This window comes from Clostridium sp. SM-530-WT-3G (genome assembly GCF_012843905.1).
Lineage (GTDB): Bacteria > Bacillota > Clostridia > Clostridiales > Clostridiaceae > Clostridium.
Genome location: NZ_JABAGC010000004.1, coordinates 84,841 through 107,899, shown reverse-complemented (window position 1 = coordinate 107,899; position 23,059 = coordinate 84,841). Strand labels below are relative to the sequence as shown.

18 protein-coding genes are annotated in these 23,059 nt (G+C 28.5%); 15 read left to right on the top strand and 3 right to left on the bottom strand.

Translation table 11 applies throughout. The features are described from left to right. Positions 1 to 117 precede the first annotated feature (117 nt). The 8 genes from HF850_RS03150 to HF850_RS03115 all read left to right on the top strand — a co-directional run bounded on the left by HF850_RS03150 (position 118) and on the right by HF850_RS03115 (position 12,036). Positions 118 to 2,652, top strand: coding sequence for an immunoglobulin-like domain-containing protein (locus tag HF850_RS03150; protein WP_169104029.1), 2,535 nt, complete (start codon positions 118 to 120; stop codon positions 2,650 to 2,652). A 169-nt stretch (positions 2,653 to 2,821) separates the two neighbouring features. Beyond that, on the top strand, positions 2,822 to 3,301 hold the full coding sequence (locus HF850_RS03145) for an S-ribosylhomocysteine lyase (RefSeq protein WP_169104028.1): 480 nt from the start codon (positions 2,822 to 2,824) through the stop codon (positions 3,299 to 3,301). Positions 3,302 to 3,540: 239 nt separating this feature from the next. Beyond that, a complete protein-coding gene (locus tag HF850_RS03140) occupies positions 3,541 to 4,071 on the top strand; it encodes a hypothetical protein (protein WP_169104027.1) in 531 nt (176 codons plus the stop codon). Between the two features lie 158 nt (positions 4,072 to 4,229). Then, a complete protein-coding gene (locus tag HF850_RS03135; protein ID WP_169104026.1) occupies positions 4,230 to 5,216 on the top strand; it encodes a Gfo/Idh/MocA family oxidoreductase in 987 nt (328 codons plus the stop codon). Between the two features lie 155 nt (positions 5,217 to 5,371). Continuing rightward, a complete protein-coding gene (locus HF850_RS03130) occupies positions 5,372 to 5,800 on the top strand; it encodes a MarR family transcriptional regulator (RefSeq protein WP_169104025.1) in 429 nt (142 codons plus the stop codon). A 231-nt stretch (positions 5,801 to 6,031) separates the two neighbouring features. Next, positions 6,032 to 9,640 (top strand): AMP-binding protein, encoded by a 3,609-nt coding sequence (locus HF850_RS03125; protein ID WP_169104024.1) that lies wholly within the window; start codon positions 6,032 to 6,034, stop codon positions 9,638 to 9,640. Positions 9,641 to 9,829: 189 nt separating this feature from the next. Then, positions 9,830 to 10,405 (top strand): rhomboid family intramembrane serine protease, encoded by a 576-nt coding sequence (locus tag HF850_RS03120; RefSeq protein ID WP_169104023.1) that lies wholly within the window; start codon positions 9,830 to 9,832, stop codon positions 10,403 to 10,405. Positions 10,406 to 10,704: 299 nt separating this feature from the next. Beyond that, positions 10,705 to 12,036: an alpha/beta hydrolase gene (locus HF850_RS03115; RefSeq protein WP_243159375.1), complete on the top strand. Its 1,332-nt coding sequence runs from the start codon at positions 10,705 to 10,707 to the stop codon at positions 12,034 to 12,036. Positions 12,037 to 12,147: 111 nt separating this feature from the next. Here the strand turns inward: HF850_RS03115 and nrdG are convergent, their stop codons facing one another. The 3 genes from nrdG to HF850_RS03100 all read right to left on the bottom strand — a co-directional run bounded on the left by nrdG (position 12,148) and on the right by HF850_RS03100 (position 15,806). After that, positions 12,148 to 12,648, bottom strand: a complete 501-nt coding sequence (gene nrdG / locus HF850_RS03110; RefSeq protein WP_169104022.1) for an anaerobic ribonucleoside-triphosphate reductase activating protein — start codon at positions 12,646 to 12,648, stop codon at positions 12,148 to 12,150. Between the two features lie 64 nt (positions 12,649 to 12,712). After that, positions 12,713 to 14,830 carry an anaerobic ribonucleoside-triphosphate reductase gene (gene nrdD, locus HF850_RS03105; RefSeq protein WP_169104021.1) on the bottom strand — a complete coding sequence of 706 codons (2,118 nt, stop codon included), beginning with the start codon at positions 14,828 to 14,830 and terminating at the stop codon, positions 12,713 to 12,715. Positions 14,831 to 15,098: 268 nt separating this feature from the next. Continuing rightward, positions 15,099 to 15,806, bottom strand: a complete 708-nt coding sequence (locus tag HF850_RS03100; protein ID WP_206151576.1) for a carbonic anhydrase — start codon at positions 15,804 to 15,806, stop codon at positions 15,099 to 15,101. 416 nt (positions 15,807 to 16,222) lie between these two features. On the opposite strand from HF850_RS03100, the gene HF850_RS03095 reads away from it, so the two are divergent. The 7 genes from HF850_RS03095 to HF850_RS03065 all read left to right on the top strand — a co-directional run bounded on the left by HF850_RS03095 (position 16,223) and on the right by HF850_RS03065 (position 23,056). Beyond that, positions 16,223 to 17,200 (top strand): mannose/fructose/sorbose PTS transporter subunit IIA, encoded by a 978-nt coding sequence (locus tag HF850_RS03095; RefSeq protein ID WP_169104019.1) that lies wholly within the window; start codon positions 16,223 to 16,225, stop codon positions 17,198 to 17,200. 33 nt (positions 17,201 to 17,233) lie between these two features. Further along, entirely contained in the window at positions 17,234 to 18,040 is an 807-nt protein-coding gene (locus HF850_RS03090) for a PTS mannose/fructose/sorbose transporter subunit IIC (RefSeq protein ID WP_169104018.1), read from the top strand. Between the two features lie 17 nt (positions 18,041 to 18,057). After that, positions 18,058 to 18,972, top strand: a complete 915-nt coding sequence (locus tag HF850_RS03085; protein WP_169104017.1) for a PTS system mannose/fructose/sorbose family transporter subunit IID — start codon at positions 18,058 to 18,060, stop codon at positions 18,970 to 18,972. Between the two features lie 166 nt (positions 18,973 to 19,138). Further along, on the top strand, positions 19,139 to 19,510 hold the full coding sequence (locus tag HF850_RS03080; RefSeq protein WP_169104016.1) for a DUF956 family protein: 372 nt from the start codon (positions 19,139 to 19,141) through the stop codon (positions 19,508 to 19,510). Positions 19,511 to 19,957: 447 nt separating this feature from the next. Next, the gene (nhaA, locus tag HF850_RS03075; protein ID WP_169104015.1) at positions 19,958 to 21,127 is read left to right on the top strand and encodes a Na+/H+ antiporter NhaA; all 1,170 of its coding nucleotides are present in this window, start codon (positions 19,958 to 19,960) and stop codon (positions 21,125 to 21,127) included. Positions 21,128 to 21,295: 168 nt separating this feature from the next. Beyond that, complete coding sequence (tlp, locus tag HF850_RS03070; RefSeq protein WP_169104014.1) at positions 21,296 to 21,523, top strand: small acid-soluble spore protein Tlp; 228 nt, start codon at positions 21,296 to 21,298, stop codon at positions 21,521 to 21,523. Between the two features lie 546 nt (positions 21,524 to 22,069). Beyond that, the gene (locus tag HF850_RS03065; protein WP_169104013.1) at positions 22,070 to 23,056 is read left to right on the top strand and encodes a mannose/fructose/sorbose PTS transporter subunit IIA; all 987 of its coding nucleotides are present in this window, start codon (positions 22,070 to 22,072) and stop codon (positions 23,054 to 23,056) included. The last annotated feature ends 3 nt before the right edge of the window (positions 23,057 to 23,059 follow it).

Here is a 23,059-nt window from a genome sequence, read left to right as displayed (position 1 = left end):
ATATAAGTTACAAATTCAATTGATTTTAGTAAGTGTATGAATATTAAGTGTAATATTATGTTTTTTCATAATCATAATTATTACGCTTAATATTAAAAAAGCATAAAGGAGCAGCAAATGAAAAAGGTAAAATTAAAAGTTAAGATACTTGCGTCAATGGCAATAGTATCAATGACTATTGCAGGAGGAACTTTATATGTTACAAATGCTAAACAGCATAGGAATGTAGATGGAAATTCTATAGAACTTAATGTTGAAAAGCAGGATAGAGATACGGTTAAAATATATTTAAGTAATTTTGGTGATTTAGCAAAATCACTTCAATTAAGTGTGAAGATAGATAAAGGAAATGTGAAGTTTGAAAAAGATTCAATTAAGTGGTTAATTGGGTCAGAAAATAATGATGAAAATGGATCAAACAAAATACAGACAAACTATAAAATTGATAGCAGTGGTAAAGTATTAGATTTATTTATTGTATCAAAAGAGGCTCTTAATTCTGATGGTGGAAGAATAGAATTATGTGAAATTGATGTATCAAAGGACGAATCTATTTTAGATAGGATATTTAAATCAAATGATGGAACATATACAGTTGTACCAAACGTAGTAGATGGAGAAGCTTATAGCTATGTAACTTATTCTACAAACAAGAGAGTGGCTGGCGAAAATATAGTAAATCCAAGTGATGAGAAGCTTTCTATAAAAGATGAGCCTATTATAAAATTTAAGGATATCTCTTCAGTAGTTAATAATCAGATAATAATATCAAAAGGAACTGTATTCAACATAAATGATTATGTTGAAGCATTTGATGCAGATGGAAATGAAATTGAAAAAATAGAATATACAGGGGAAATTGATAATAAGAAAGCTGGTTCATATAAAATAGTATGTACTGCAACTGATTCATCAGGAATAACTACTAAACTTGAAACAGTTGTTGTAGTTGAACAGATTACAAATGAAGATATATCTCAGCCTGTTATATATGGAACTGAAACTCCTATTGAAATCTTTATAGGTGAAGAATTTAATCTTGAAGAAGGAATTACCGCAAAAGATTATATGGGAAGAAATCTAAAGCTTAATATTTATGGTGAATATGATATTAATACAGCTGGAGAATATACTATAATTTATTCTGCTACAGATAGATTTAATAATACTGTTACAGCAGAGAGAAAATTAATAGTTAATGAAAAGATCGAAGAAGATGATTCTAAGCCTGACCAACCAGATAATCCAGGAAACAATAATCCTATAGTTCCAGATGGTTCAGGAGATAAAGATTATACAATTCCAGAAATAATAGAAAGCATTGTAGATAAGGAAGTAGTTACAACTATAAGTGGGAACGGGACAAGTACTGCACCTTTATTGGTTGAAGTTAAGGATGTAAATTCAGAGCAGTTTGTAAGATTTCTTAATAGTATAGATGAAAAAGGTCTTGAAGTAAAAGAAGGCAAAGTAAAAGAGGACGATACTTATAAGACTCTTACACTTAAACTAGGTAAAAAATCTTTAAGAACTACTTCAATGGTTGATGAAAATATTGAAAATGAGTATTATATGTCAGTAAGAGTTGATAAATCTAAAGTTGAACTATTAAATATTTTAAATACTTATATAGAACAAAATAATTTAGATATTAAAGATAATAATAACGATAATAATAGTAATAACGGTGATAGTAGTAACAATGGTAATACTGGTGATGTAAATAACAACAATAGCAGTAGTGGAAGTAGTAACAATAATAGTAGTAGTGATAATAATGGAAGTGATAATTCAGGAGATAAAGATTTTATACTTCCAGAAGTAATAGAGAGTATTATAGATAAAGAAGTTGTTACACCTATAAGTGGTGAAGGAACAAGTGAAAAACCTTTATTAGTTGAAGTTAAAGATATATCTCCAGTAGAGTTTAAAGAATTTCTTGACAATATAGAGACTCTTGGAATAAAAGAAACAAAAGTAGAAGAATATGATACTTATAAAGTTTTTACATTTAAGTTAGGTAAAAAGTCTGCAAGAATTACTAGAATGTTTAATAGTAATAGAGAAAATGAGTACTATATATCAATAAGAATTGACAAGTCTAAAGTTGAATTATTAAATGTTATGAATAATTACATAGATAATTCAAATAATAACGTTGGTAATAATAACAATAACAGTGGAGATTCAAGTGATTTAGATAATTCTGCAGGTGATAATAACATGCCATCACAAGATATAACTAATAATGGAGAAGTATCATCAGAAAGTTCATCTGGTGGAAGTTTTATAGATAAGATTACAAATACTATTAATAATATATTTGGTGGATCTAATAATAGTCAAGAAAGTAATAATGTAATTTCAGATGATAAAATAAATAATAATAATTCTGGTAATTCAGAGATTAAGGAACAAGAAACTGATGAAAATAATTTAGCTGAAGCTTCTGATGCAGATAAAGATATTGAAGATAAAAATGCAACAGATATAGAAAATGCAAACAAAAAGAATGATTCACATGTTTTAGAATTACAAAACGATAATGAACAATCTGTAAAAGATAAAAAAATAGGATTATTTGTATGTAGTATATTAACTTTATGTGCAGCAGTAGCCTCTATATTTTATTTTAAGAATAAAAAGAAATAAATAATGAATTCCATCTCATAATAATATGAGATGGGATTTTTTTAGAAAAAAATTGATTATTTTATAGATTTTTATATGTAATAAATTTATAATGGTAATAAATTGTAAATTTATTAAGCAATGAATATTAAAAAGCAATAAAAAAATAATAAAGGAGATGTAGTCAGAAGTGAAAAAAATAGCTAGTTTTACAATAGATCATATAAAATTATTACCAGGGGTATATGTTTCAAGAAAGGATAATGTTAGTGGTAACATAATTACAACATTTGACTTACGTATGACAGCACCTAATCGTGAGCCAGTGATGAATACTGCAGAAGTGCATACTGTAGAACATCTTGGAGCAACATTTTTAAGAAATGATGAAGAGTATAAAGATAGAGTAATATACTTTGGACCTATGGGTTGCAGAACAGGATTTTATTTAGTACTTGCAGGAGATTATGAATCTAAAGATATAATATCTCTTATTAAGAGAATGTATAAATTTATATCTACTTTTGAAGGTGAAGTACCAGGGGCATCAGCAAAAGACTGTGGAAATTACTTAGATATGAATTTACCAATGGCACGTTATATTGCTAAAAAATATATAGATGAAGTGCTTGAAAATATCTCAGATGAGAGATTAATTTATCCAGAATAGCATATATTTATTATATTAATAATAGTGAAAATTATTAAATATCATCATTGCCATTAGTGGTAACGATGATATTTTATATTTTATAATTTCTATAAAAAAATTATCATATAAGGGTTTATAAATAAGTCATAATATATATATTTAAAAAATATACTAATAGTATAGTGATAATTTAAAAAAAAGTGTTATACTTATAAGTGCAAATAATGACATAATTTTTGTACTTGGAGGGAAAGAAAATGAATATTTTTGCAAAAAGTGTTATGGAGCATACTGATTCTCAGTATAATGAATATGGGAATAAGGTAAAGGATATGCAACAAGATATTAATTTTGATTTACAAGAATATAAAGATGTAAATCAAAAGATTATAAGATTAGACAGCCTAGGAAAAACATGTGATATTCTTATGGGTAAGGCTAAAGAAGAAAGGGAAAATAACATTTCATCTAAAATAGTTAAAGTCATAAAGGTATTAATAATTCTTTTTTCTTTATATTCTGCATTTACTAAAATAAGTCCACAAGTAACAAATGGAGTATTAAGTGGAAGGGCAATTAATAATATTATTGTTGATGTAGTAGTATGTATTGTTACTATTATTGTAGTATCATGTATAGCTAAAGTAGTGAATGAAATTATTAAAAAATTATATGATGAAAAAATAATAGAACTTTCTTTGAAAAAAGCTGTTATAGAATCAAATTATAAACAATTAAGTAAAGATGACAACATTTTATTAAATAACGAACTTATTGAAATTAAATAATATATAATTTAAATATTAAATTGTTTGTAATAAATAAATAAATCAAGTCCTTTGGATATAGATATAATCCAAGGGACTTTTTTATTTTATGTTGTAGAAAAGAAATAAATACTATTATAATAATCTTAATACAATATGTTTATTATGGAGGAATAAAGATGAAACTAGGCATAATTGGAGCAGGAATGATTGTAAAAGAATTCTTAACAATAGCACATGAGATTGAAGGACTTGAATTAACAGCAATTACAGGAAGAGAGCATAACAGAGAGTTGTTTAAAGAGTTTCAAGAAAAATATGGTATAAAAAATTTTTACTTTGATAATGATGAAATGATAAATAGTGATGTTGATACTATATATGTAGCAGTGCCAAATAATCTTCACTATGAGTTTGCTAAAAAGGCATTAGAAGCAGGTAAAAATGTAATAATTGAAAAACCTATAACAACTACATATAAAGAAGCTTTAGAGTTAAGTGCAATTGCAAGACAAAAGAAATTGTTTATATTTGAAGCAATAACTACAGAATATTTACCTAACTATAAAAAGATAAAAGAGCTTATACCTAAACTTGGTGATATAAAGATAGTTCAATGTAATTTCTCACAGTATTCAAGCAGATATGATAGATTTAAAGCAGGAGAAAAATTTCCAGTATTTAGTCCGGAATATGCAGGTGGGGCACTTATGGATTTAAATATATATAATATTCATTATGTTGTTGGATTATTTGGAAAACCTAAAAATGTTGAGTATTATCCTAATATTGAAAGAGGTATAGATACATCGGGAATTTTAATATTAGAATATGATAATACGAAATGCATATGTATAGGGGCTAAGGATTGTAAAGCTCCTATAGCTTATAATATTCAAGGGAATAAAGGTTGCATACATCAAAAATATCCTGCAAACTCGTGTGATGAATTTGAATTAATTATGAATTACGGTAAAACAGAAATCATAAATGAAAATAATCATAATCATAGAATGATTAATGAATTTATAGAATTTGTAGATATGATTAATAAAAAAGATTATGAAAAGTGTTATAAGATGCTTGATCATAGTCTTATAGTTACAGAAGTTCAGGATACTGCTAGAAAAAAATGTGGATTAGTTTTTCCAGGAGAAGAAAAATAAAAAGATATGTATAGTAGATTTGGTATAGTAATTATGTTGTTTTAGTAGTTACTATACTATTTTTATTTCTATAATAAATTCCTGTTGACAAAAAAAGGTAAAAATAATATTATTAGTTATAATAAGAATATAAAAATTCCATTTTGGAGGATGAAATGAAATACGAAGATTTAGGTGATGAACTTTACGACCTTCTTGCAGAATTTTTAAACAGAAGAATCAATCGTACAGTTCAAGACAGCATAAGAGGGGAGTATGGTGTTTTGAGGTACCTTGAATTTATACAAGATAATGTAACCGCAGGAATGCTTTCAGAACAACTTCATGTAGTACCAGGGAGAATGACAGATATACTTAAGAGCCTTGAAAATAAAAAGTTTATAACAAGATACAGAGATGAAGAAGATAAAAGAAGGGTTTATGTGTCTATAACAGATACAGGCAGAAGTGAAGCTGAAGAAAAGAGAAATTATATTGAAAGTGAATATAAAGGTCTATTTAAAATTTTAAGCAAAGAAGATACTAAGGAATTAATAAGATTATTAAAGATAGTATTATCATATTCCAACAGTACTGATATTTAAGTTATTTTAAAAGTTATAAGATATAGTGATTTTTTGTATATTTTACTAATGACATATATATAATTAAATATTTCGCATTACGAAACAAGAATTTTTTTTTAGATAAATATTTCGTAATGCAAAATAAATTTTGATACATATTTCGTATTGCGAATTAAAATTTTGCATTTATATTTCGTATTGCGAATTAAATGAATATTAATAAAATTAATGTAAAAGAGGTAGAGAGTTATGATTACATCAGAAAATACAAAAACACTTTATGATTTAGTACAAAATTGCGCAATAGAATATGGTGATAGAGCTTTATTAAGATATGAAAAAGATGATCTTATATATGAAAAAAGTTATGCGGAGTTTGCATTGGAATGTGATGCTATGTCAACATGGATAGAAAAGAAAAATAAAGAAATTGGACATAGAGTTCATGTAGGTATTTTAGGAACTAGTAGCTATTTATATCTTACTACTTTAATGGGAACAGTTAGTGCTGGTGGAGTTGCAGCTCTTTTGGATGTTAATCTTAGTAAAGAAGATTTAGCTGATCATTTAGACCGATCAGATGTAGATATTATATTTTATGATTGGGACTTTATTTCACAAGTAAGTGTTATAAGGCAAAAATGTAAAAATATTAAGCAATTTATATGTATTCAGCATAGAGAGCATGTAGAGTGTGTTCAAAATATTTTAGATAAATGTTCAGATAACATTTTTATATCAGATGCAAAACCAGAAGATTGTGCAATAATTATATTTACATCTGGTACAACAGGTAGGGGCAAAGGGGTAATGCTTTCCCATGGAAATCTTATTGATAATACATTCTGTACTACTGAAGAAAATCCAAACAATAATGAAGTTTGTTTGAATGTATTACCTATGCATCATGTTTTCTGTTTAAATGGTGATATTTTAATAAGTATGCGGTATGGGATGACAGTATGTCTAAATGGCCCATTGTCAAAAATGTTTCATAATATTCAATTATTTCAGCCTACAGAAATAAGAATGGTACCAATGATGGCAAAAGTTCTTTACAATAAAATTTCAATAACAGCTACAAAAAATCCAGAAAAATCAATGGAAGAAATAAAGGAAAGTGTTTTAGGAAGTAGATTACATAGAATTGTAAGTGGAGGAGGATATCTTCCTAAAACATTAGCAGATAAATTTTTAAAATTAGGTATTTCTATTGGACAGGGGTATGGAATGTCAGAATGTTCACCTAAGATTTCAGCACCAGTATTTAGTAGACCTGATAAGATAGATTCAGTTGGAAAAGTTGTTGATGGATGTGATGTAAGGATCGTTGATGGAGAAATACAAGTTAAAAGTCCTTCTGTTATGATGGGATATTATAAGGAACCAGAAAAAACTGCAGAAGCTATAACTGAAGATGGATATTTAAAAACAGGAGATATTGGGTATGTAGATGATGAAAACTTTCTTTATTTAACTGGACGTAAAAAGAATCTGATTATTTTAAGCAATGGTGAAAATGTATCTCCGGAATTAATAGAAAATGACTTTGCTGATGAAGAACTTATTGGAGATATTTTAGTTTATGGTACAGATGATATAATAGCGGCTGAAGTTTATCCTAATTTTGAATATGCTTTAGTTCAAGGGATAAATGATATTGAAGGAGAAATACAAAAAATTATAAGCAGGCATAATATTGGAGTTCCTTCTTATAAAAAAATAGTAAGATGTACAGTTAGAAAGAATCCGTTTGAAAAGACATCATCAAAAAAGATAATACGTGAAAAATATTTTGATAATAAAAAAGTAGAAGAGGAAATCGCAAGTAGCCTTCATATGCCTGAAAATGATATTCAGCAAAAAATTTATGATAGTGTTGCAGAAGTGATTGGAAATAGTAAGTTTGGTATAGACAGCAATCTTTATGAATGTGGACTAGATTCTTTTGGTAGTGTAATGCTTATAGAGGAGCTTCATGATAAGTTTGAAAAGACTATAACCTTTAATGATTTAATGGAAAACAATACAGTATTAAAACTTGAAGAATTCCTAAATGGTAAAAAGGAAGAATGTAAAGTTGATTATAGTATAAGAAAAGTATATCCACTTACTAATATGCAGAAATATTTTGCTTATATTATAAAAGGTAATACAACTGGAAATCTACCTTTTACATTTAAGTTAGACAATAGTATTGATCTTGTTAGGCTGAAAAAAGCAATTGAAGATACAATTGATGCCCATCCAGGATTAAAAGCAATTATCAAAAAAGAAGATGGGATATATAAGGTATTTAGAGATGACTCAAGAAAAATTGATATTCCAATAATAAATCTTAGTGATGAAGAATGGGAATTAAGAAAAAAAGAAATATTAGTACCATTTGAGTATACTGCTGATGATAATTTATTTCATATTGCTATATTCAAAACTGAAACTTCAAAATATTTATTGTTTGATGTAGCTCATATTGCAGCTGATGGAATTACAATGAATATTTTAATAGAAGATGTAAATAAATTTTACTGCAATGAGCCAGTAGAAAAGGAATCATATACATTTTATGAATATATATTAGATGATCAAATGCGTGAGGAACTAGGAATAAGAGCTAAAGATGCAGCTTACTTTGATAATCTTATGGATGGTCTAAAGATGAGAAGAAGCATATTAAATAAAAAGGAAAAAGAAGATTGTACATCTGGAGTAAATGCATTCATTAGAAAGAGATTTGATAATACAGTAAGAAAGAAAATTTTATATTACTGTAAAGAAAATGGAATATCAGAAAATACAATATTTTTGACTGCATTTAATTATTGTATTGGATTATTTAGTGATGAGAAAGATGTATTTTGTACAAGTATCCATGGAGGAAGAACTGATAATAGATGGGCAAGACTTGCAGGTCCTTTATTCTTAACTTATTATTTTAGATTTACTCAAGTTCCGCATGAAAGAGTATCTGAACTTTTACACAAGTCAAGTAAGCAGATAATGAATACAATGAGATGTTTTGTATCTACACCACGTGAGGGAGAAATGTTCTTCCAATTCCAAGGTGATATAATAGATATAAATAAGATTGGTGATGCAAAGGCAGAAAGAATAAGATTACAACTTGATTCTTTACCATTCCATTTACAAGTTATGTATGATAATAAGGGATATTATTATGAATTACGTTATTGGGAAAACAGATTTGATAGAAGTCAACTTGAAATATTCTTAAACTGTTATGAGAGTATATTAAATGCAATGCTAGAAGAAAGATCAGTAAGAAGACTTAAAAAGCATCTACCTGAAAGTGTATATCCAAAGCATTATTTTGTTGATGGACAGGAAGTAAATAATGAGGCAGGATATGAAATGCTTCCAGGGTTAGAAAATAGAGAGAGAGTTAAAGCTTATATACTTGATGAAGGTTATAATAAAAAACCATATGGAGCATGGGGACCATTATATATTATGAATCATAGACCAAACTTCTATAGTGATTCAATAGAAAATCCATATGGACCAGGAACATTGTATCGTACAGATAAAATAGCAAGAATATTGCCAGATGGTACATTAGACTTTTTAGAAAATGACGGAAGAACAGTTCTTACTGATGGAAGTCATGGGCGTATTTATTATGATTTAGGAAAATTAGAAAGGACATTGGATGATTTCGAAGGTATTAGTAAAGCAGATGCTTATATGGTATATGATCCTTCAAAAAATGAAATGAGTTTAAAATGTAATGTTAAAGGTAAAGCTGAGCCAGATATTATTAAGTTAAAGGAATATATTAAAGAAAAATGTGGAGAAAAGCTAGTACCTGAAGAGGTATGCTATACTGGAAGATACTAAGGTTAAAATAAATATTATTAGTTATTTAAAGAATTCAAATATTCTAAAGAACCTATGGAATCATAATAATATGATTTGCATAGGTTTTTTTACTTTTTAGGATGATTATTTATAAGTATTGCATGTAAAAATATTAAGGTTTTAAAAATAAATGGTATAATAAAATAAAAAAATTAGGAGGATAAGGTTGTGAGTAGAAAGATAAAAATATCTTTTAATTCACCTGTGATTTTAACATTTTCTATAATCTGCTTTGTAGCATATATATTAAATATAATCACAAGAGGATTAACTAATTATTTATTGTTTAGTGTCTATAGGTCATCATTAGGAAGTTTATTTACATATGTACGATTCATCGGTCATGTTTTTGGTCATGCAGGGTGGGATCACTTTATAGGAAATATAACATTGATATTAATAGTTGGGCCATTATTAGAAGAAAAATATGGTTCACTTAATATGAGCATTGTAATTGCATCAACAGCTATTGTTACTGGAATTGTAAATTATGTATTTTTCCCTTATACAAGGCTTCTTGGTGCAAGTGGAATAGTATTTGCATTAATTTTATTATCTTCTTTTACAAGAATTAAAGAAGGAGAAGTTCCGCTTACTTTAATTTTTGTGGCAGTCATATATATAGGAGGACAAATATATGATGGCATATTTATAAATGATAATGTAGCTAATTTAACTCATATATTAGGTGGTATAGTAGGTGCTGTAGCAGGCTATATAATGAACAAAAAAGACTACAATTAAATTGATTTATGTAAAAATTCTACACATAGTCCATTGTTTGAAGAACCTGAAAAAATGGAAGATATAATTAAAACTGATATCTTAAAGTGATATATGGCTTTGAATAATTATGAAAATGCTAATTGATTGTATATATTTATAATAAAATGAAAAAGATAAGGACTAAAATTTGATTTTGTTATAAATTATTGAAAAAATATATATTTTTAGTAAAAAATGTTGATTTTTTGTTGTTACATTATACTTATTTGGTAATATTGTAATTAAATTATAAAAAATGTAATAGGGTGGAAGCTAAAATGAAAAAAAACAAAATTAGATTATTAATAGCTGGTGCTGTTGTATCTTCTCAGTTATTTGGTCCTTCAACTTTCTCATTAGTAGAAAAAGTAAATGCAGCTGAATTAGGAGAAAATGTTTCGATTGAACAAATTATTGAACAAATTGATAATGATGAAGTACTATCATTAAGCGAAAAAGAAATGCTTAATGAAATAATAAAAGGTATGAACAACATCAATTTAGAATATGAAAATTATGATTCAGAAGAAGAAGTTGCTTCAGTAATGGAGGAAGTAGATGACTATGTTACTACTCAAGCAGCAGTTTCTGTAAATATTGATTCTAATGTAGATTATTTAAACATAAACTTAGATGATATACATATATCAGAAGATAACTATGTAGAAGATATGAAAAATATAGTAGAACCGTATATAGATAGCAGAAAAGAAACAGGATACATAACTGGTGTTGATAATGCACAATTATATTATGAAAAATACTATAATTCTGATGATGTTGGAAATATAGTTATTAGTCATGGATTTACTGAAAACTTAGAAAAATATAATGAAATGATTTATTATTTCTTAAAGAATGGATACAATGTATTTGGAATTGAACATAGAGGTCACGGAAGATCTGGTTCTCTTGGAGTAAAAGATCCAAGTCAAATTCACGTAAATGATTTTAATGATTATGTTAAGGATTTAAAAACTTTCATGAATAAAATTGTAATGCCAAATTCTGATGGCAAGAAAGTATTCTTATATGCTCACTCAATGGGGGGAGGAATTGGAGCTAAGTTCTTAGAAGATAACCCAAAATATTTTGATTCAGCAGTTTTAAGCAGTCCAATGCTTCAAATTAATACAGGAAATATTCCAGAAGATTTAGCACTAGTAATTTCAAAGGTAGCAGTTCTATTTGGACAAGGTGGTAAATATGCAGCAGGTCAAGAACCTTATAACGATAAACATGGATTTGAATCTGCATCAACATCATGTGAAAATCGTTATAATTATATAAGTGAAATAAAGAAAGAAAATACTGAATTCCAAAAGGGGGGCGGAAGTTATAAATGGTTAGCTGAAAGCCTAAGTGCGACAAGAGAAATCACAAGTAAGAAAAAGGCTTCTAAAGTTAAAACACCAGTATTATTATTTCAAGCAGATAGAGATGATTTAGTAAGACCAAAGGGACAAAATGACTTTGCTAAATATGCTAAAAACTGTACACTTGAAAAAGTAGAAAATTCTAAACATGAAATATACTTTGAAAAGGATTATGTTCAAAAACCTTACTTACAAAAAGTTTTTGATTTCTTTAAGAAGCATTTATTTAAATAGTAGTTATTAGGACAAGCGCTTTAAAGATAAATTAGTATATGTGTAATTGAGAATATTTATACAATAAATAGCTAAAGGGCATTGAGTTAATCAATGCCCTTAATTTATATATTAATAATCAAGTAATATTATTTCACCAGTTTTCAAAGTTTTTGGTACATCTATAACTCTTTGATTAGCGCTACCCATATATTTTAAAGTAATATCCTTTTGTGCTTCTATAAATTCACCGTCTACAATAACATCTAAAAAAGGTAGTACTTTTGACATACGCTCATCATTTATGACTTCCTCGAATAAATATCCAGTCCATAGCCATATGGTTTTAGTATCACCAAAAGTATCTCTGTATTCTTTTAATAATCCTAGTATTCCATCTACATTATCAAGTGGATCACCACCAAGAAGTGATAATCCAGCTATATATTTACCACGGCTTTTTTCAATTATACTGTTTTGAACTTCTTGAGTATAAGGTTCTCCATTGGTGAAACACCAAGTTTCAGGCTGGAAACAGCCTTTGCAGTGATGATTACATCCAGATGTGAATAAACTTATTCTTAGGCCTGGTCCATTAGCAACATCATTAACTTTAATTTTTGAATAATACATATACTTTGATCTCCCTATCTTTATATATATTTATAGCGTTGCCAAAAGTGGCAACGCATAAACTTTAAAGATGTAGAACTCTTTCTTTGATTTCAGCAGTTCTTCCTTTACTCCAGTAAGATGAACCTATATATCCACATGTTCTTCTCATAACTTGCATTTCGCTTTCATCTCTATTACCGCAGTTAGGACAGTACCAGTGTAAATCGTCATCATTTTGTATTTCACCAGTAAATCCACATTTGTAACATACATCTGGTCTTGTATTTATTTCTGCATATTGTACATTGTGATATATAAAGTTAATTATTGATTTAACTGCATCTAAGTTCTTACTTAAGTTAGGAACTTCAACGTAAGATATACATCCACCACTACTTATTTCATGGAATTGGCTTTCAAATGTAAGCTTGTCAAAAGCATCAATTTCTTCTGTAACATGAACATGATAGCTGTTAGTGTAGTACATTTTATCAGTTACATTTTTAATTTCACCAAATTTCTTTTTATCTAATTTTGCAAATCTATATATAAGATTTTCAGCAGGAGTTCCATAAAGTCCAAATCCTAAGTTATATTCTTCTTTCCACTCATCACATTTCTTTCTCATGTATTTCATTACATCTAAAGCAAATTTTTCTCCTTCTTTAGTAGTATGACTTACACCAAGCATTGCATATGTCATTTCGCATACACCAACATATCCTAATGATAGAGTAGAGTAATTGTTCTTAAGAAGTTTATCTATTGGCTCACCTTTTTTTAGACGTCCTAAAGCTCCGTATTGCCAGTGGATTGGACTTACATCAGATTTAGTTCCTAAAAGTAATTTATGTCTGTAAAGTAATGCTTCTTTACATAATTCTAATCTTTCATCTAATAATGACCAGAAAATATCCATATCCTTATTAGCTATAATAGCTATTTGAGGAAGGTTAAGGCTTATAACACCTTGATTGAATCTTCCATACCATTTATATTCACCATTTTCATCTTTGTATGGTGAAAGGTGAGATCTACATCCCATTGGAGGGAAGTTACATCCTTCATAATTTTTACGCATTATCTTTGCAGATTGATAATCAGGAACAAGTCTCTTAACATTACATTCAGCACAAAGTTCTGTGATATAGTCATATTTTCCGCCTTCTAAACAGTTGTGCTCATCAAGAACATAAACAAGTTTAGGGAAAGTTTCTCCTATTTCTTGACCTTTATAATTTTTCATTCCTTCAAGACGTTGCTTTATCATCTCTTCACAGATAAGAGCTTGCTCTTTTTCGTATTCATCACCATCAATAATTTCAAGATATACAGTTGCAAATGGACTTTGACCATTAGTTGTTTGAAGTGTTGAAAGTTGGTATCTAATTGTTTGAACACCGCTTTTTAATTCTTCCATCATTCTATCAGTTGCAAGTTCATAAGCTAATGCTTCATCACATTTTTCTAAGTATGCTTTATAGTATTTATCAAAGCTTACTCTTAAAAATGGTGCTAAATGTCTTATAGTTATACTTTGACCACCGTACTGATTTGAAGAAACTTGTGCCATGATTTGAGTTGCTACTGTACAAGCAGTGCTAAAGCTTTTTGGAGTTTCAACAAGCTTATCATTGATTACAGTTCCATTTTCAAACATGTCTTCTAAGTTTATAAGACAGCAGTTATGTATGCTTTGTATTGCATAATCCATATCATGGTAATGAATTATTCCTTCATCATGAGCTTGAACTATATTTGTAGGAAGAATTTTACGTCTAGCAATATCTTTACTTACTTCTCCAGCTATTAAATCTCTTTGAGTTGCTGCTATATTTCCATCTTTGTTTGAATTTTCCTTTAATACATCTTCATTTGTGCTATTTAAAAGGCTTATAATATCTTCATCTGTAGTATTTTCATGTCTTTTAAATTCTTGAACGGCTCTGTAGCCTTCATAAGCTTTAGCTACTCCTTCTAATCCATTTTTTACTAATTCGTAGTAAACTAAATTCTCAACTTGTTTTACAGTAGGAGGATGTTTTTCATCTTTAAAAACATTATATATATTTATAGATATTTCTTCAGCCATATCTTCATTAATATTTCCTATTCCAAATTTCATTGCCTTTAGTATGGCGTTTTTAATCTTATCAGGGTTAAAATCTTCTACGCTTTTGTCTCTTTTTATAATTAGCATAATATTTCTCCTTAGTCGTACATAGTATTATCATTTTTATATTATATATGAACTATCGGAAGATTTAAATCGAAATATATACCAAAAAAAAAATATTTAGTAATTTTTGTAGTGATTTCAAGGTGTAATAGACGTTGGGATTTGGCTCTATAAGTAGGTTTGCACTAAAAAAATTTTTTGAAATATTTCAGAAAAAATATTAAAAAATAATAATTATTAATTAGTAGTTATTGCAGTGTATGCTAGAAAATTAAAAAACTAAAATTTCTTACTGAAACTCAACAGTTCCATCAAGGTCATAATATGCTTTTACTACTTTTAGTTTACCTTGTTGTACAAGATTTTTTACTATTTTATTTTCTAAGACCTCATTATAAACACCAGTAATATTATCTTTTATTGCATCATTTAAATTTTTAGAGTATTTTATGTTTGGTAATATTTTATCAACAATAGCATTTATGTTTCCTTCGGCTTCAGTTCCATTTTTTAATTTATCATATGCAGCAGTTACTGCACCACAATTTTCATGTCCCATAATAACGAGAAGGGGAGCATGCAGATGTTCCGCACCGTATTCAATTGATCCTAAAGCATCCTCATCAATTACATTTCCAGCTATAGATATGTTGAAAATTTCACCAAGTCCACAGTTAAATATAAGTGATGGAGTAACTCTTGAATCAGCACATGAAACTATAACTGCATATGGGTTTTGAGATTCTTCTAATTGATTCCGCCTTTCGCTTGTAACATTTATTAATTGTGACTTATCATTAATGAATCTTTTGTTACCTTCTTTAAGTTTTTCAAGAGCTTCATTACTATCAGTTATTACTTCGTCTTTTGTTATATATTTTTCTATGTCTGATTTACTTGATAACATTGAATTATGTGATGTATATAAAGGGGTATTCTCACGACCCACTATAAACAGAATTGGTAATAGCAATATCATAGCTAATTTATTCATCATTAAAGTTAATAGCACATCCTTTTTGTAATAATTAATTTATTCTTTATTATTTACTCATTCTATTTATTGTATACATAAAATAATTTTAAAAATATTTGTTATTATATTGAAAAAAAGAAAATAGTATGTTATTATGAAAACGTAGTCAGGAAAATAAAGGAAAAATGATTGCATAAAAACATTATATTTAGCGTGTTACTGATTCAATCAGGCATAAGCATTGAAAATATAAATGTAGTTAATAATTTAATATTTGGTATGTCATTTGTAGTGTACACTTTTAAAGTTATCGTAATAGTTTAATTAACTTTGTATGTAAAGGTATTTGGCATAATTCAAATATTAGTTATTCATTATATTTTTTGAATGTTTATGCCTTTTGTTTTTGTAACAAATAAAAAATAGGAGGGATAAAGATGGTAGGAATTATTCTTGCTAGTCATGGAGAATTTGCTAAGGGTATATTACAATCAGGTTCAATGATTTTTGGGGAACAAGAAAATGTAAAAGCTGTTACTTTAATGCCTAGTGAAGGTCCTGATGATATTAGGAAAAAAATTGAAAAAGCAGTTGCCACTTTTGGCAATGAAGGTGAGGTTTTGATTTTAGCTGATCTTTGGGGTGGTACACCATTTAATCAGGCAAATAGTCTAGTTGAAAAGCACAAAGATAAATGGGCAATTGTTAGTGGTTTGAATTTACCTATGCTTATAGAAGCTTATGGTGCACGTTTATCTATGAATTCTTCTCATGAAATTGCAGCTTATATTTTAAATTCAGCTAGAGATGGAATTAAGGTAAAACCAGAAGAATTAGAACCAGATAATAATAAAAATGATTCTGCAAATATAGTTGAAAATTCCAATGTGGGAAAGCCAGGAAAATTTGAATATGTTTTAGCTCGTATTGATTCCCGTTTACTACATGGACAAGTAGCAACTGCATGGACTAAAACAATGCAGCCTACAAGAATTATTGTTGTATCAGATGGAGTTGCTAAAGATAAGCTTCGTAAGAATTTAATTCAACAAGCAGCACCTCCAGGGGTTAAGGCTCATGTTGTACCTGTTGATCATATGATTAAACTTGCAAAAGATAATGAGCATTTTGGAGGACAACGTGCTATGTTACTTTTTGAAAATCCACAAGATGTGCTTAGAGCAGTAGAGGGAGGAGTGCCATTAAAAACAATAAATGTTGGATCAATGGCCCATTCTATAGGTAAAGTTCAGCCAAACAAGGTTCTTGCGTTTGATCAAGATGATATTGATACATTTAATAAATTAAAACGATATGGTTTAGATTTTGATGTGCGTAAAGTACCAAGTGATTCAAAAGGAAATATGGATGAAATATTAAAGAAAGCTCAAGATGAATTAAATAAACAAAAATAAATTAATTATGTAAATAAAGGAGGATGAACAATCATGACTTTAAATATAATTCAAATTGTGTTAGTTATTTTAGTAGCATTCTTGGCAGGTATAGAAGGTGTATTAGATGAATTTCAATTCCATCAGCCAATAGTTGCTTGTACATTAATTGGATTAGTCACAGGTAATTTAGTACCATGTTTAATTTTAGGTGGTACACTTCAAATGATGGCATTAGGATGGGCAAACATTGGTGCTGCTGTAGCTCCAGATGCGGCTCTTGCAGCTGTAGCCTCTGCAATAATTTTAGTTCTTAGCGGACAAGGAAAAGCGGGAGTGACTTCAGCAATTGCTATAGCAGTTCCATTAGCTGTAGCAGGATTATTATTAACAATTGCCTGTCGTACTATAGCTACAGCATTTGCACACTTTATGGATTCAGCTGCAAAGGATGGAAATATCAGAGCGGTTGAAATGTGGCATATATTGGGTATATGTTTACAAGGTGTTCGTATAGCTATTCCAGCAATTTTGATTTTAGCTATTGGAGAAGGTCCAATTGGAAGCTTATTGAATTCTATACCAGCATGGCTTACAGATGGTTTAGCAATAGGTGGTGGAATGGTAGTTGCTGTAGGATACGCAATGGTAATTAATATGATGGCAACTAAAGAAGTATGGCCATTCTTTGCAATTGGTTTTGTATTAGCTACTGTAACAAACATTACACTTATAGGACTTGGAGCAATTGGGGTAGCTTTAGCTCTTATTTATCTAACACTTTCTAAACAAGGTGGATCAGGTAATGGAGGAAGAACAAATACTGGTGATCCTATAGGCGATATTATTGATAGATACTAATAGAGGGGGGATGTAGAATGGCTAATGAACAATTGAAATTAACTAAAAAAGATCGTATTTCTATCTGGTGGCGTTCAACTTTTCTTCAAGGTTCTTGGAACTACGAAAGAATGCAGAATGGTGGTTGGGCTTATGCAATGATACCAGCAATAAAAAGACTATATAAGAGTAAAGAAGATAGAGCGTCTGCATTAAAGCGTCACTTAGAATTTTTTAATACACATCCATATGTTGCTTCGCCAGTTATTGGAGTAACATTAGCGTTAGAAGAAGAACGTGCAAATGGCGCGCAGATTGATGATAAAACAATACAAGGTGTTAAGGTTGGTATGATGGGACCTTTAGCTGGTATTGGAGATCCAGTATTTTGGTTTACAGTTAGACCAATATTAGGAGCATTAGCGGCTTCACTAGCAATGACAGGAAGTTTACTTGGACCAATTATATTCTTCTTTGTATGGAATGCTATTCGTATGGCATTTATGTGGTATACACAGGAATTTGGTTATAAAGCAGGTTCTCGTATAAGTGATGATATATCAGGAGATTTATTGCAAGATATTACAAAGGGTGCATCTATACTTGGTATGTTCATACTAGGATCATTGGTTAATAGATGGGTATCTGTTAAATTTACTCCAATAGTATCTTCTGTTAAGTTAAGTGAAGGGGCATATATTGACTGGGGCAACCTTCCAAGTGGAGCTGAAGGTATTAAAGAGGCATTGTTACAACAAGCATCTGGTATGTCATTAACTCCTGATAAAGTTACAACATTACAAAATAATTTAGATTCATTAATTCCAGGATTTGCTGGATTAATAATTACACTTATTTGTATGTGGCTTTTAAAGAAAAAAGTTTCACCAATTATAATTATACTTGGATTATTCTTGATTGGTATTGTATTTCACTTAATTGGATTGATGTAGTATTTATTATGCCTAGGTATTGCACCTAGGCTTTTGCTAAAATAATAATTTGAGGAAAGTGTAATAGGATTAAAATAAATGTAATAAGCTTTTTTATACATAAATCGTTTACATATAATTTTTGTGTATTAAGGATTTATGTATAAAAAGAAATGGAGGCAGAAAAATGGTTCAATCTTTAAATACAAAAGTTAATCTTACAATTAATGCAACATCTTTTAATGGAGTAACTAATTATGGCAAAATTATGATTGGTGATAAAGGTTTTGAATTTTATGATTCTCGTGATTATAGAAAGTATATTCAGATTCCTTGGAATGAAGTTGATTATGTGATTGTATCTGTTATATTAAAAGGAAAGTGGATACCAAGATATGCAATTAGAACAAAGAAGAATGGAACATATACTTTTGCTTCAAAAGATGCAAAAAAAGTTCTTAGGACTGTTAGAAATTATGTGGATCCAAATCGTATGGTTAATTCATTAAGCTTTTTTGATGTTATGAAAAGGTCTATAAAATCTCTATTGAATTGTTAGGAAGAACAGTTGTTTTATTCTATGTATATAAAATATTTTGAATATATATAATATTTGTATAAATAAGATTTTTGAATTATATAATAGGTAAGGCAAATAAAGATTAAAATACTACTGTTAGAAGACTTAACTACAATTTTTGTATAATGCTTGATAAAATTACTAAATTTGAATAATTTGTTGACACGCAATATTATTATTTGCTAGTATTATAAAAAAATACTATTTGTATTATGGAAATTAGTTTGCTATCCGCAATGTTATTGTAATGATATAAGAAAATAATATAGGTTAAAAACATTGAATAAAAATAATATTAAGTTCTTGAACTATGTGGGTTTTGAAATTTATATTCTAAAAGAGGTGTGGTTAAACAACTTTTTTATATGGAATATTTTAAATTATATGAGTTTAGATAGGAGTTTAAAACAAAGGAGAAGATTAAGTATGAACACTAGTAAAGAAGAAAAGGGGAGTATATTAAATTCAGATGCAGCTCCAGGGATATTATTATTAGTAGCAACTGTTGCAGCTTTATTATTTGCAAATACACCTTTAAAAAATATATATTATACTGTAGTATATAATTTAAAAATTGGTGAAGAATTTAATATTCATTTTTTAGTAAATGATTTTTTAATGGCTATATTTTTTATAGTAGTAGGATGTGAAATTAAAAGAGAAATAGTCTATGGAAAATTATCAAGTATTAAACAGGCGGCTTTTCCTGTATTAGCTGCAGTTGGTGGAATGGCTGTTCCAGCAATAATTTTCTCAATATTTAATTTTAACACAAATTTAGAAGTAGGGGTTGGAATACCTTTATCTACAGATATTGCATTTGCAATTGGGATATTTGCTATATTAAAGGATAGAGTAAATCAATCTTTAAAAATATTTTTACTTACTTTAGCAGTAGTAGATGACTTATTATCAATAGTAATTATAGGAGTTTTTTATTCTTCTCATATTAGAATATCAGGAATAGTAGCAGCTATAATACTTACAATAGTTTTATTATGTATCAGAAAAGTAGAAAAGTTAAATAATTTATATACATATTTAATAGTTGGATTGATGTTATGGTTAGCTATGCTTTATAGTGGGATTCATTCAACACTTAGTGGAGTTATTCTGGCTTTCTGTATACCAGTACATGATGAGTATAATAGACATATAGACTTAAACTATAAATTACAGCATGCCTTAGAAGGCTTTTCTAATTTTATAATTCTTCCTTTATTTGCCTTTACAAATACAGGTATAGCTTTTGGAGGAAATTTAGACTTTAGTAATGATATGACTCTGCTTATTGGAATAGTACTAGGTCTATGTGTAGGAAAACCTTTGGGTATAGTTGGTTTTGGTTATATAGGTAATTTACTTAATATAGCTAAAAAGCCAGAAAACTCAAAATGGTATGATATTTTTATAGTTTCAGTTATTGCAGGTATAGGATTTACAATGTCATTATTTATAACTGAAATTGCTTTTGCAAATAGAGAAGTTGAAATTAATGTAGCAAAGGTATCTATACTAGTAGCAGCAATTGTTTCAATTTTAGCATCGTACATATTTACTATGTTTCATAGAAAAAAGAATGAAATATTAGGTTAAACAAAACAAAAATTATAATAGTGGATATAAAAGAAGAGAACTGTCTGCAACTGTTTTCGTGGTTTTGCAGACAGTTCAAATTTTGTAAAAATAAAATTTTAATATTTATAATGATACTTTTTATTTTGGGGACACTATTATTATATTGAAGATTAAGGAGATGATAATATGAATCCAAAACCAGATGATAGAAGGGATAATGTTCAAAGAATTCAAGAAAATATTGATAATACTTTGAAGAATATAAGTCTTGCTAATGATATGATTGCAAAATCTGATAATCCTGATGAAATTCAAAATATGAAGGAAAAAAATGTAAGAAGAGAAGAAGCATTAAGTAAAATGATATGTGAAATAAGAGATGAGGCATTAGCAAATAAGAATAATATGAAATAAAAGTATAATTTAAATCATTTATAACCAGTGTTTTTTTGTTTGTTAATTTAATTAAATAATATTTTATATAAAAAACGTATGAATCTAGAAGACTTATACGTTTTTTATTATATTCTTTTAATATAAAGAAAAATATATATTTGTAGTATAAAAAATAAGTAATAATTATTATCATATTTTTATAAATACTATAGGATATGCTGTTAAAATGAAATGAAAAGATAAAACGATTCAAATTTTGTCAAAAAAACTCAAAATAACTCAAAATATATTGCAAAAGAAGGATTGGAGTGATAAAATGAAAACGTAGTCAGCTTAGGGCGGTGTTTCCAGTATGATTACAATGTTAAAAATATTGTTTATTATGTTACTGATTCTATTAGATATAAGGATTTACAATAGAAATGTAATTATAAATAGAATATTTTGAAGTTTATATATTTTTACAATTTAATAGAATGAATTAAAATATTTTCTATTTATGATTATATTTGAAGGAGTTATGTCTTTAGTTTTTGTAACAAATAAGAAATAGGAGGTACAAAAATGGTAGGAATTATTCTTGCTAGTCACGGGGAATTTGCTAAAGGCATATTGCAATCTGGTTCTATGATTTTTGGAGAACAAGAAGATGTAGCAGCAGTCACATTAATGCCAAGTGAAGGTCCTGATGATATTAGAGCAAAGATGGAAAAAGCAATAGCATCTTTTTCCAATCAAGATGAGGTCCTAGTCTTAGCGGATCTTTGGGGTGGTACTCCATTTAACCAAGCTAATTCTTTGTTTGAAAAACACAAAGATAAATGGGCAATTGTTAGTGGTTTGAATTTACCAATGCTTATTGAAGCTTATGGTGCACGCTTATCAATGGAAACAGCCCATGAAATTGCAGCTTATATTTTAAGTCCAGCTAGAGAAGGAGTTAAAGTAAGGCCTGAGGAATTAGAAGCATCAAATGATGAAAAGGCTTCTGAAGCTTCATCAGCTTTACCTGATAATTCTAATGCAGGTAGGCCTGGAAAATTTGAGTATGTTTTAGCTCGTATTGACTCACGTTTGCTTCATGGTCAAGTTGCAACTGGATGGACAAAAGCAACTCAGCCTACAAGAATTATTGTTGTATCAGACGATGTCGCTAAAGATAAACTTCGTAAACAATTGATTCAACAAGCAGCACCTCCAGGTGTTAAAGCTCATGTCGTTCCTGTTGAGCATATGATTAAACTAGCACAAGATGATAAGCATTTTGGTGGACAACGTGCTCTTCTTCTTTTTGAAAATCCACAAGATGTACTTAGAGCAATAGAAGGTGGAGTTCCTTTAAAAACAATAAATGTTGGATCTATGGCTCATTCTACAGGAAAAGTTCAACCTAATAAGGTTCTTGCATTTGATCAAAATGATATTGATACTTTTAAGAAATTAAAACAAGCTGGTATTGAATTTGATGTTCGTAAAGTACCAAGTGATTCAAAAGGCAATATGGACGAAATACTTAAAAAAGCCCAAGAGGAATTAAACAAACAAAAATAGATT

What these genes read in the sequence shown, in the direction of transcription:
- HF850_RS03135 (WP_169104026.1), top strand. Translation starts at nt 4,230, where the DNA reads ATGAAACTAGGCATAATTGGAGCAGGAATGATTGTAAAAGAATTCTTA.
- HF850_RS03090 (WP_169104018.1), top strand. Translation starts at nt 17,234, where the DNA reads ATGACTTTAAATATAATTCAAATTGTGTTAGTTATTTTAGTAGCATTC.
- nhaA (WP_169104015.1), top strand. Translation starts at nt 19,958, where the DNA reads ATGAACACTAGTAAAGAAGAAAAGGGGAGTATATTAAATTCAGATGCA.
- HF850_RS03130 (WP_169104025.1), top strand. Translation starts at nt 5,372, where the DNA reads ATGAAATACGAAGATTTAGGTGATGAACTTTACGACCTTCTTGCAGAA.
- nrdG (WP_169104022.1), bottom strand. Translation starts at nt 12,648, where the DNA reads ATGTATTATTCAAAAATTAAAGTTAATGATGTTGCTAATGGACCAGGC.
- HF850_RS03150 (WP_169104029.1), top strand. Translation starts at nt 118, where the DNA reads ATGAAAAAGGTAAAATTAAAAGTTAAGATACTTGCGTCAATGGCAATA.
- HF850_RS03115 (WP_243159375.1), top strand. Translation starts at nt 10,705, where the DNA reads ATGAAAAAAAACAAAATTAGATTATTAATAGCTGGTGCTGTTGTATCT.
- HF850_RS03100 (WP_206151576.1), bottom strand. Translation starts at nt 15,806, where the DNA reads ATGATGAATAAATTAGCTATGATATTGCTATTACCAATTCTGTTTATA.
- HF850_RS03140 (WP_169104027.1), top strand. Translation starts at nt 3,541, where the DNA reads ATGAATATTTTTGCAAAAAGTGTTATGGAGCATACTGATTCTCAGTAT.
- HF850_RS03125 (WP_169104024.1), top strand. Translation starts at nt 6,032, where the DNA reads ATGATTACATCAGAAAATACAAAAACACTTTATGATTTAGTACAAAAT.
- tlp (WP_169104014.1), top strand. Translation starts at nt 21,296, where the DNA reads ATGAATCCAAAACCAGATGATAGAAGGGATAATGTTCAAAGAATTCAA.
- HF850_RS03085 (WP_169104017.1), top strand. Translation starts at nt 18,058, where the DNA reads ATGGCTAATGAACAATTGAAATTAACTAAAAAAGATCGTATTTCTATC.
- HF850_RS03065 (WP_169104013.1), top strand. Translation starts at nt 22,070, where the DNA reads ATGGTAGGAATTATTCTTGCTAGTCACGGGGAATTTGCTAAAGGCATA.
- HF850_RS03095 (WP_169104019.1), top strand. Translation starts at nt 16,223, where the DNA reads ATGGTAGGAATTATTCTTGCTAGTCATGGAGAATTTGCTAAGGGTATA.
- nrdD (WP_169104021.1), bottom strand. Translation starts at nt 14,830, where the DNA reads ATGCTAATTATAAAAAGAGACAAAAGCGTAGAAGATTTTAACCCTGAT.
- HF850_RS03080 (WP_169104016.1), top strand. Translation starts at nt 19,139, where the DNA reads ATGGTTCAATCTTTAAATACAAAAGTTAATCTTACAATTAATGCAACA.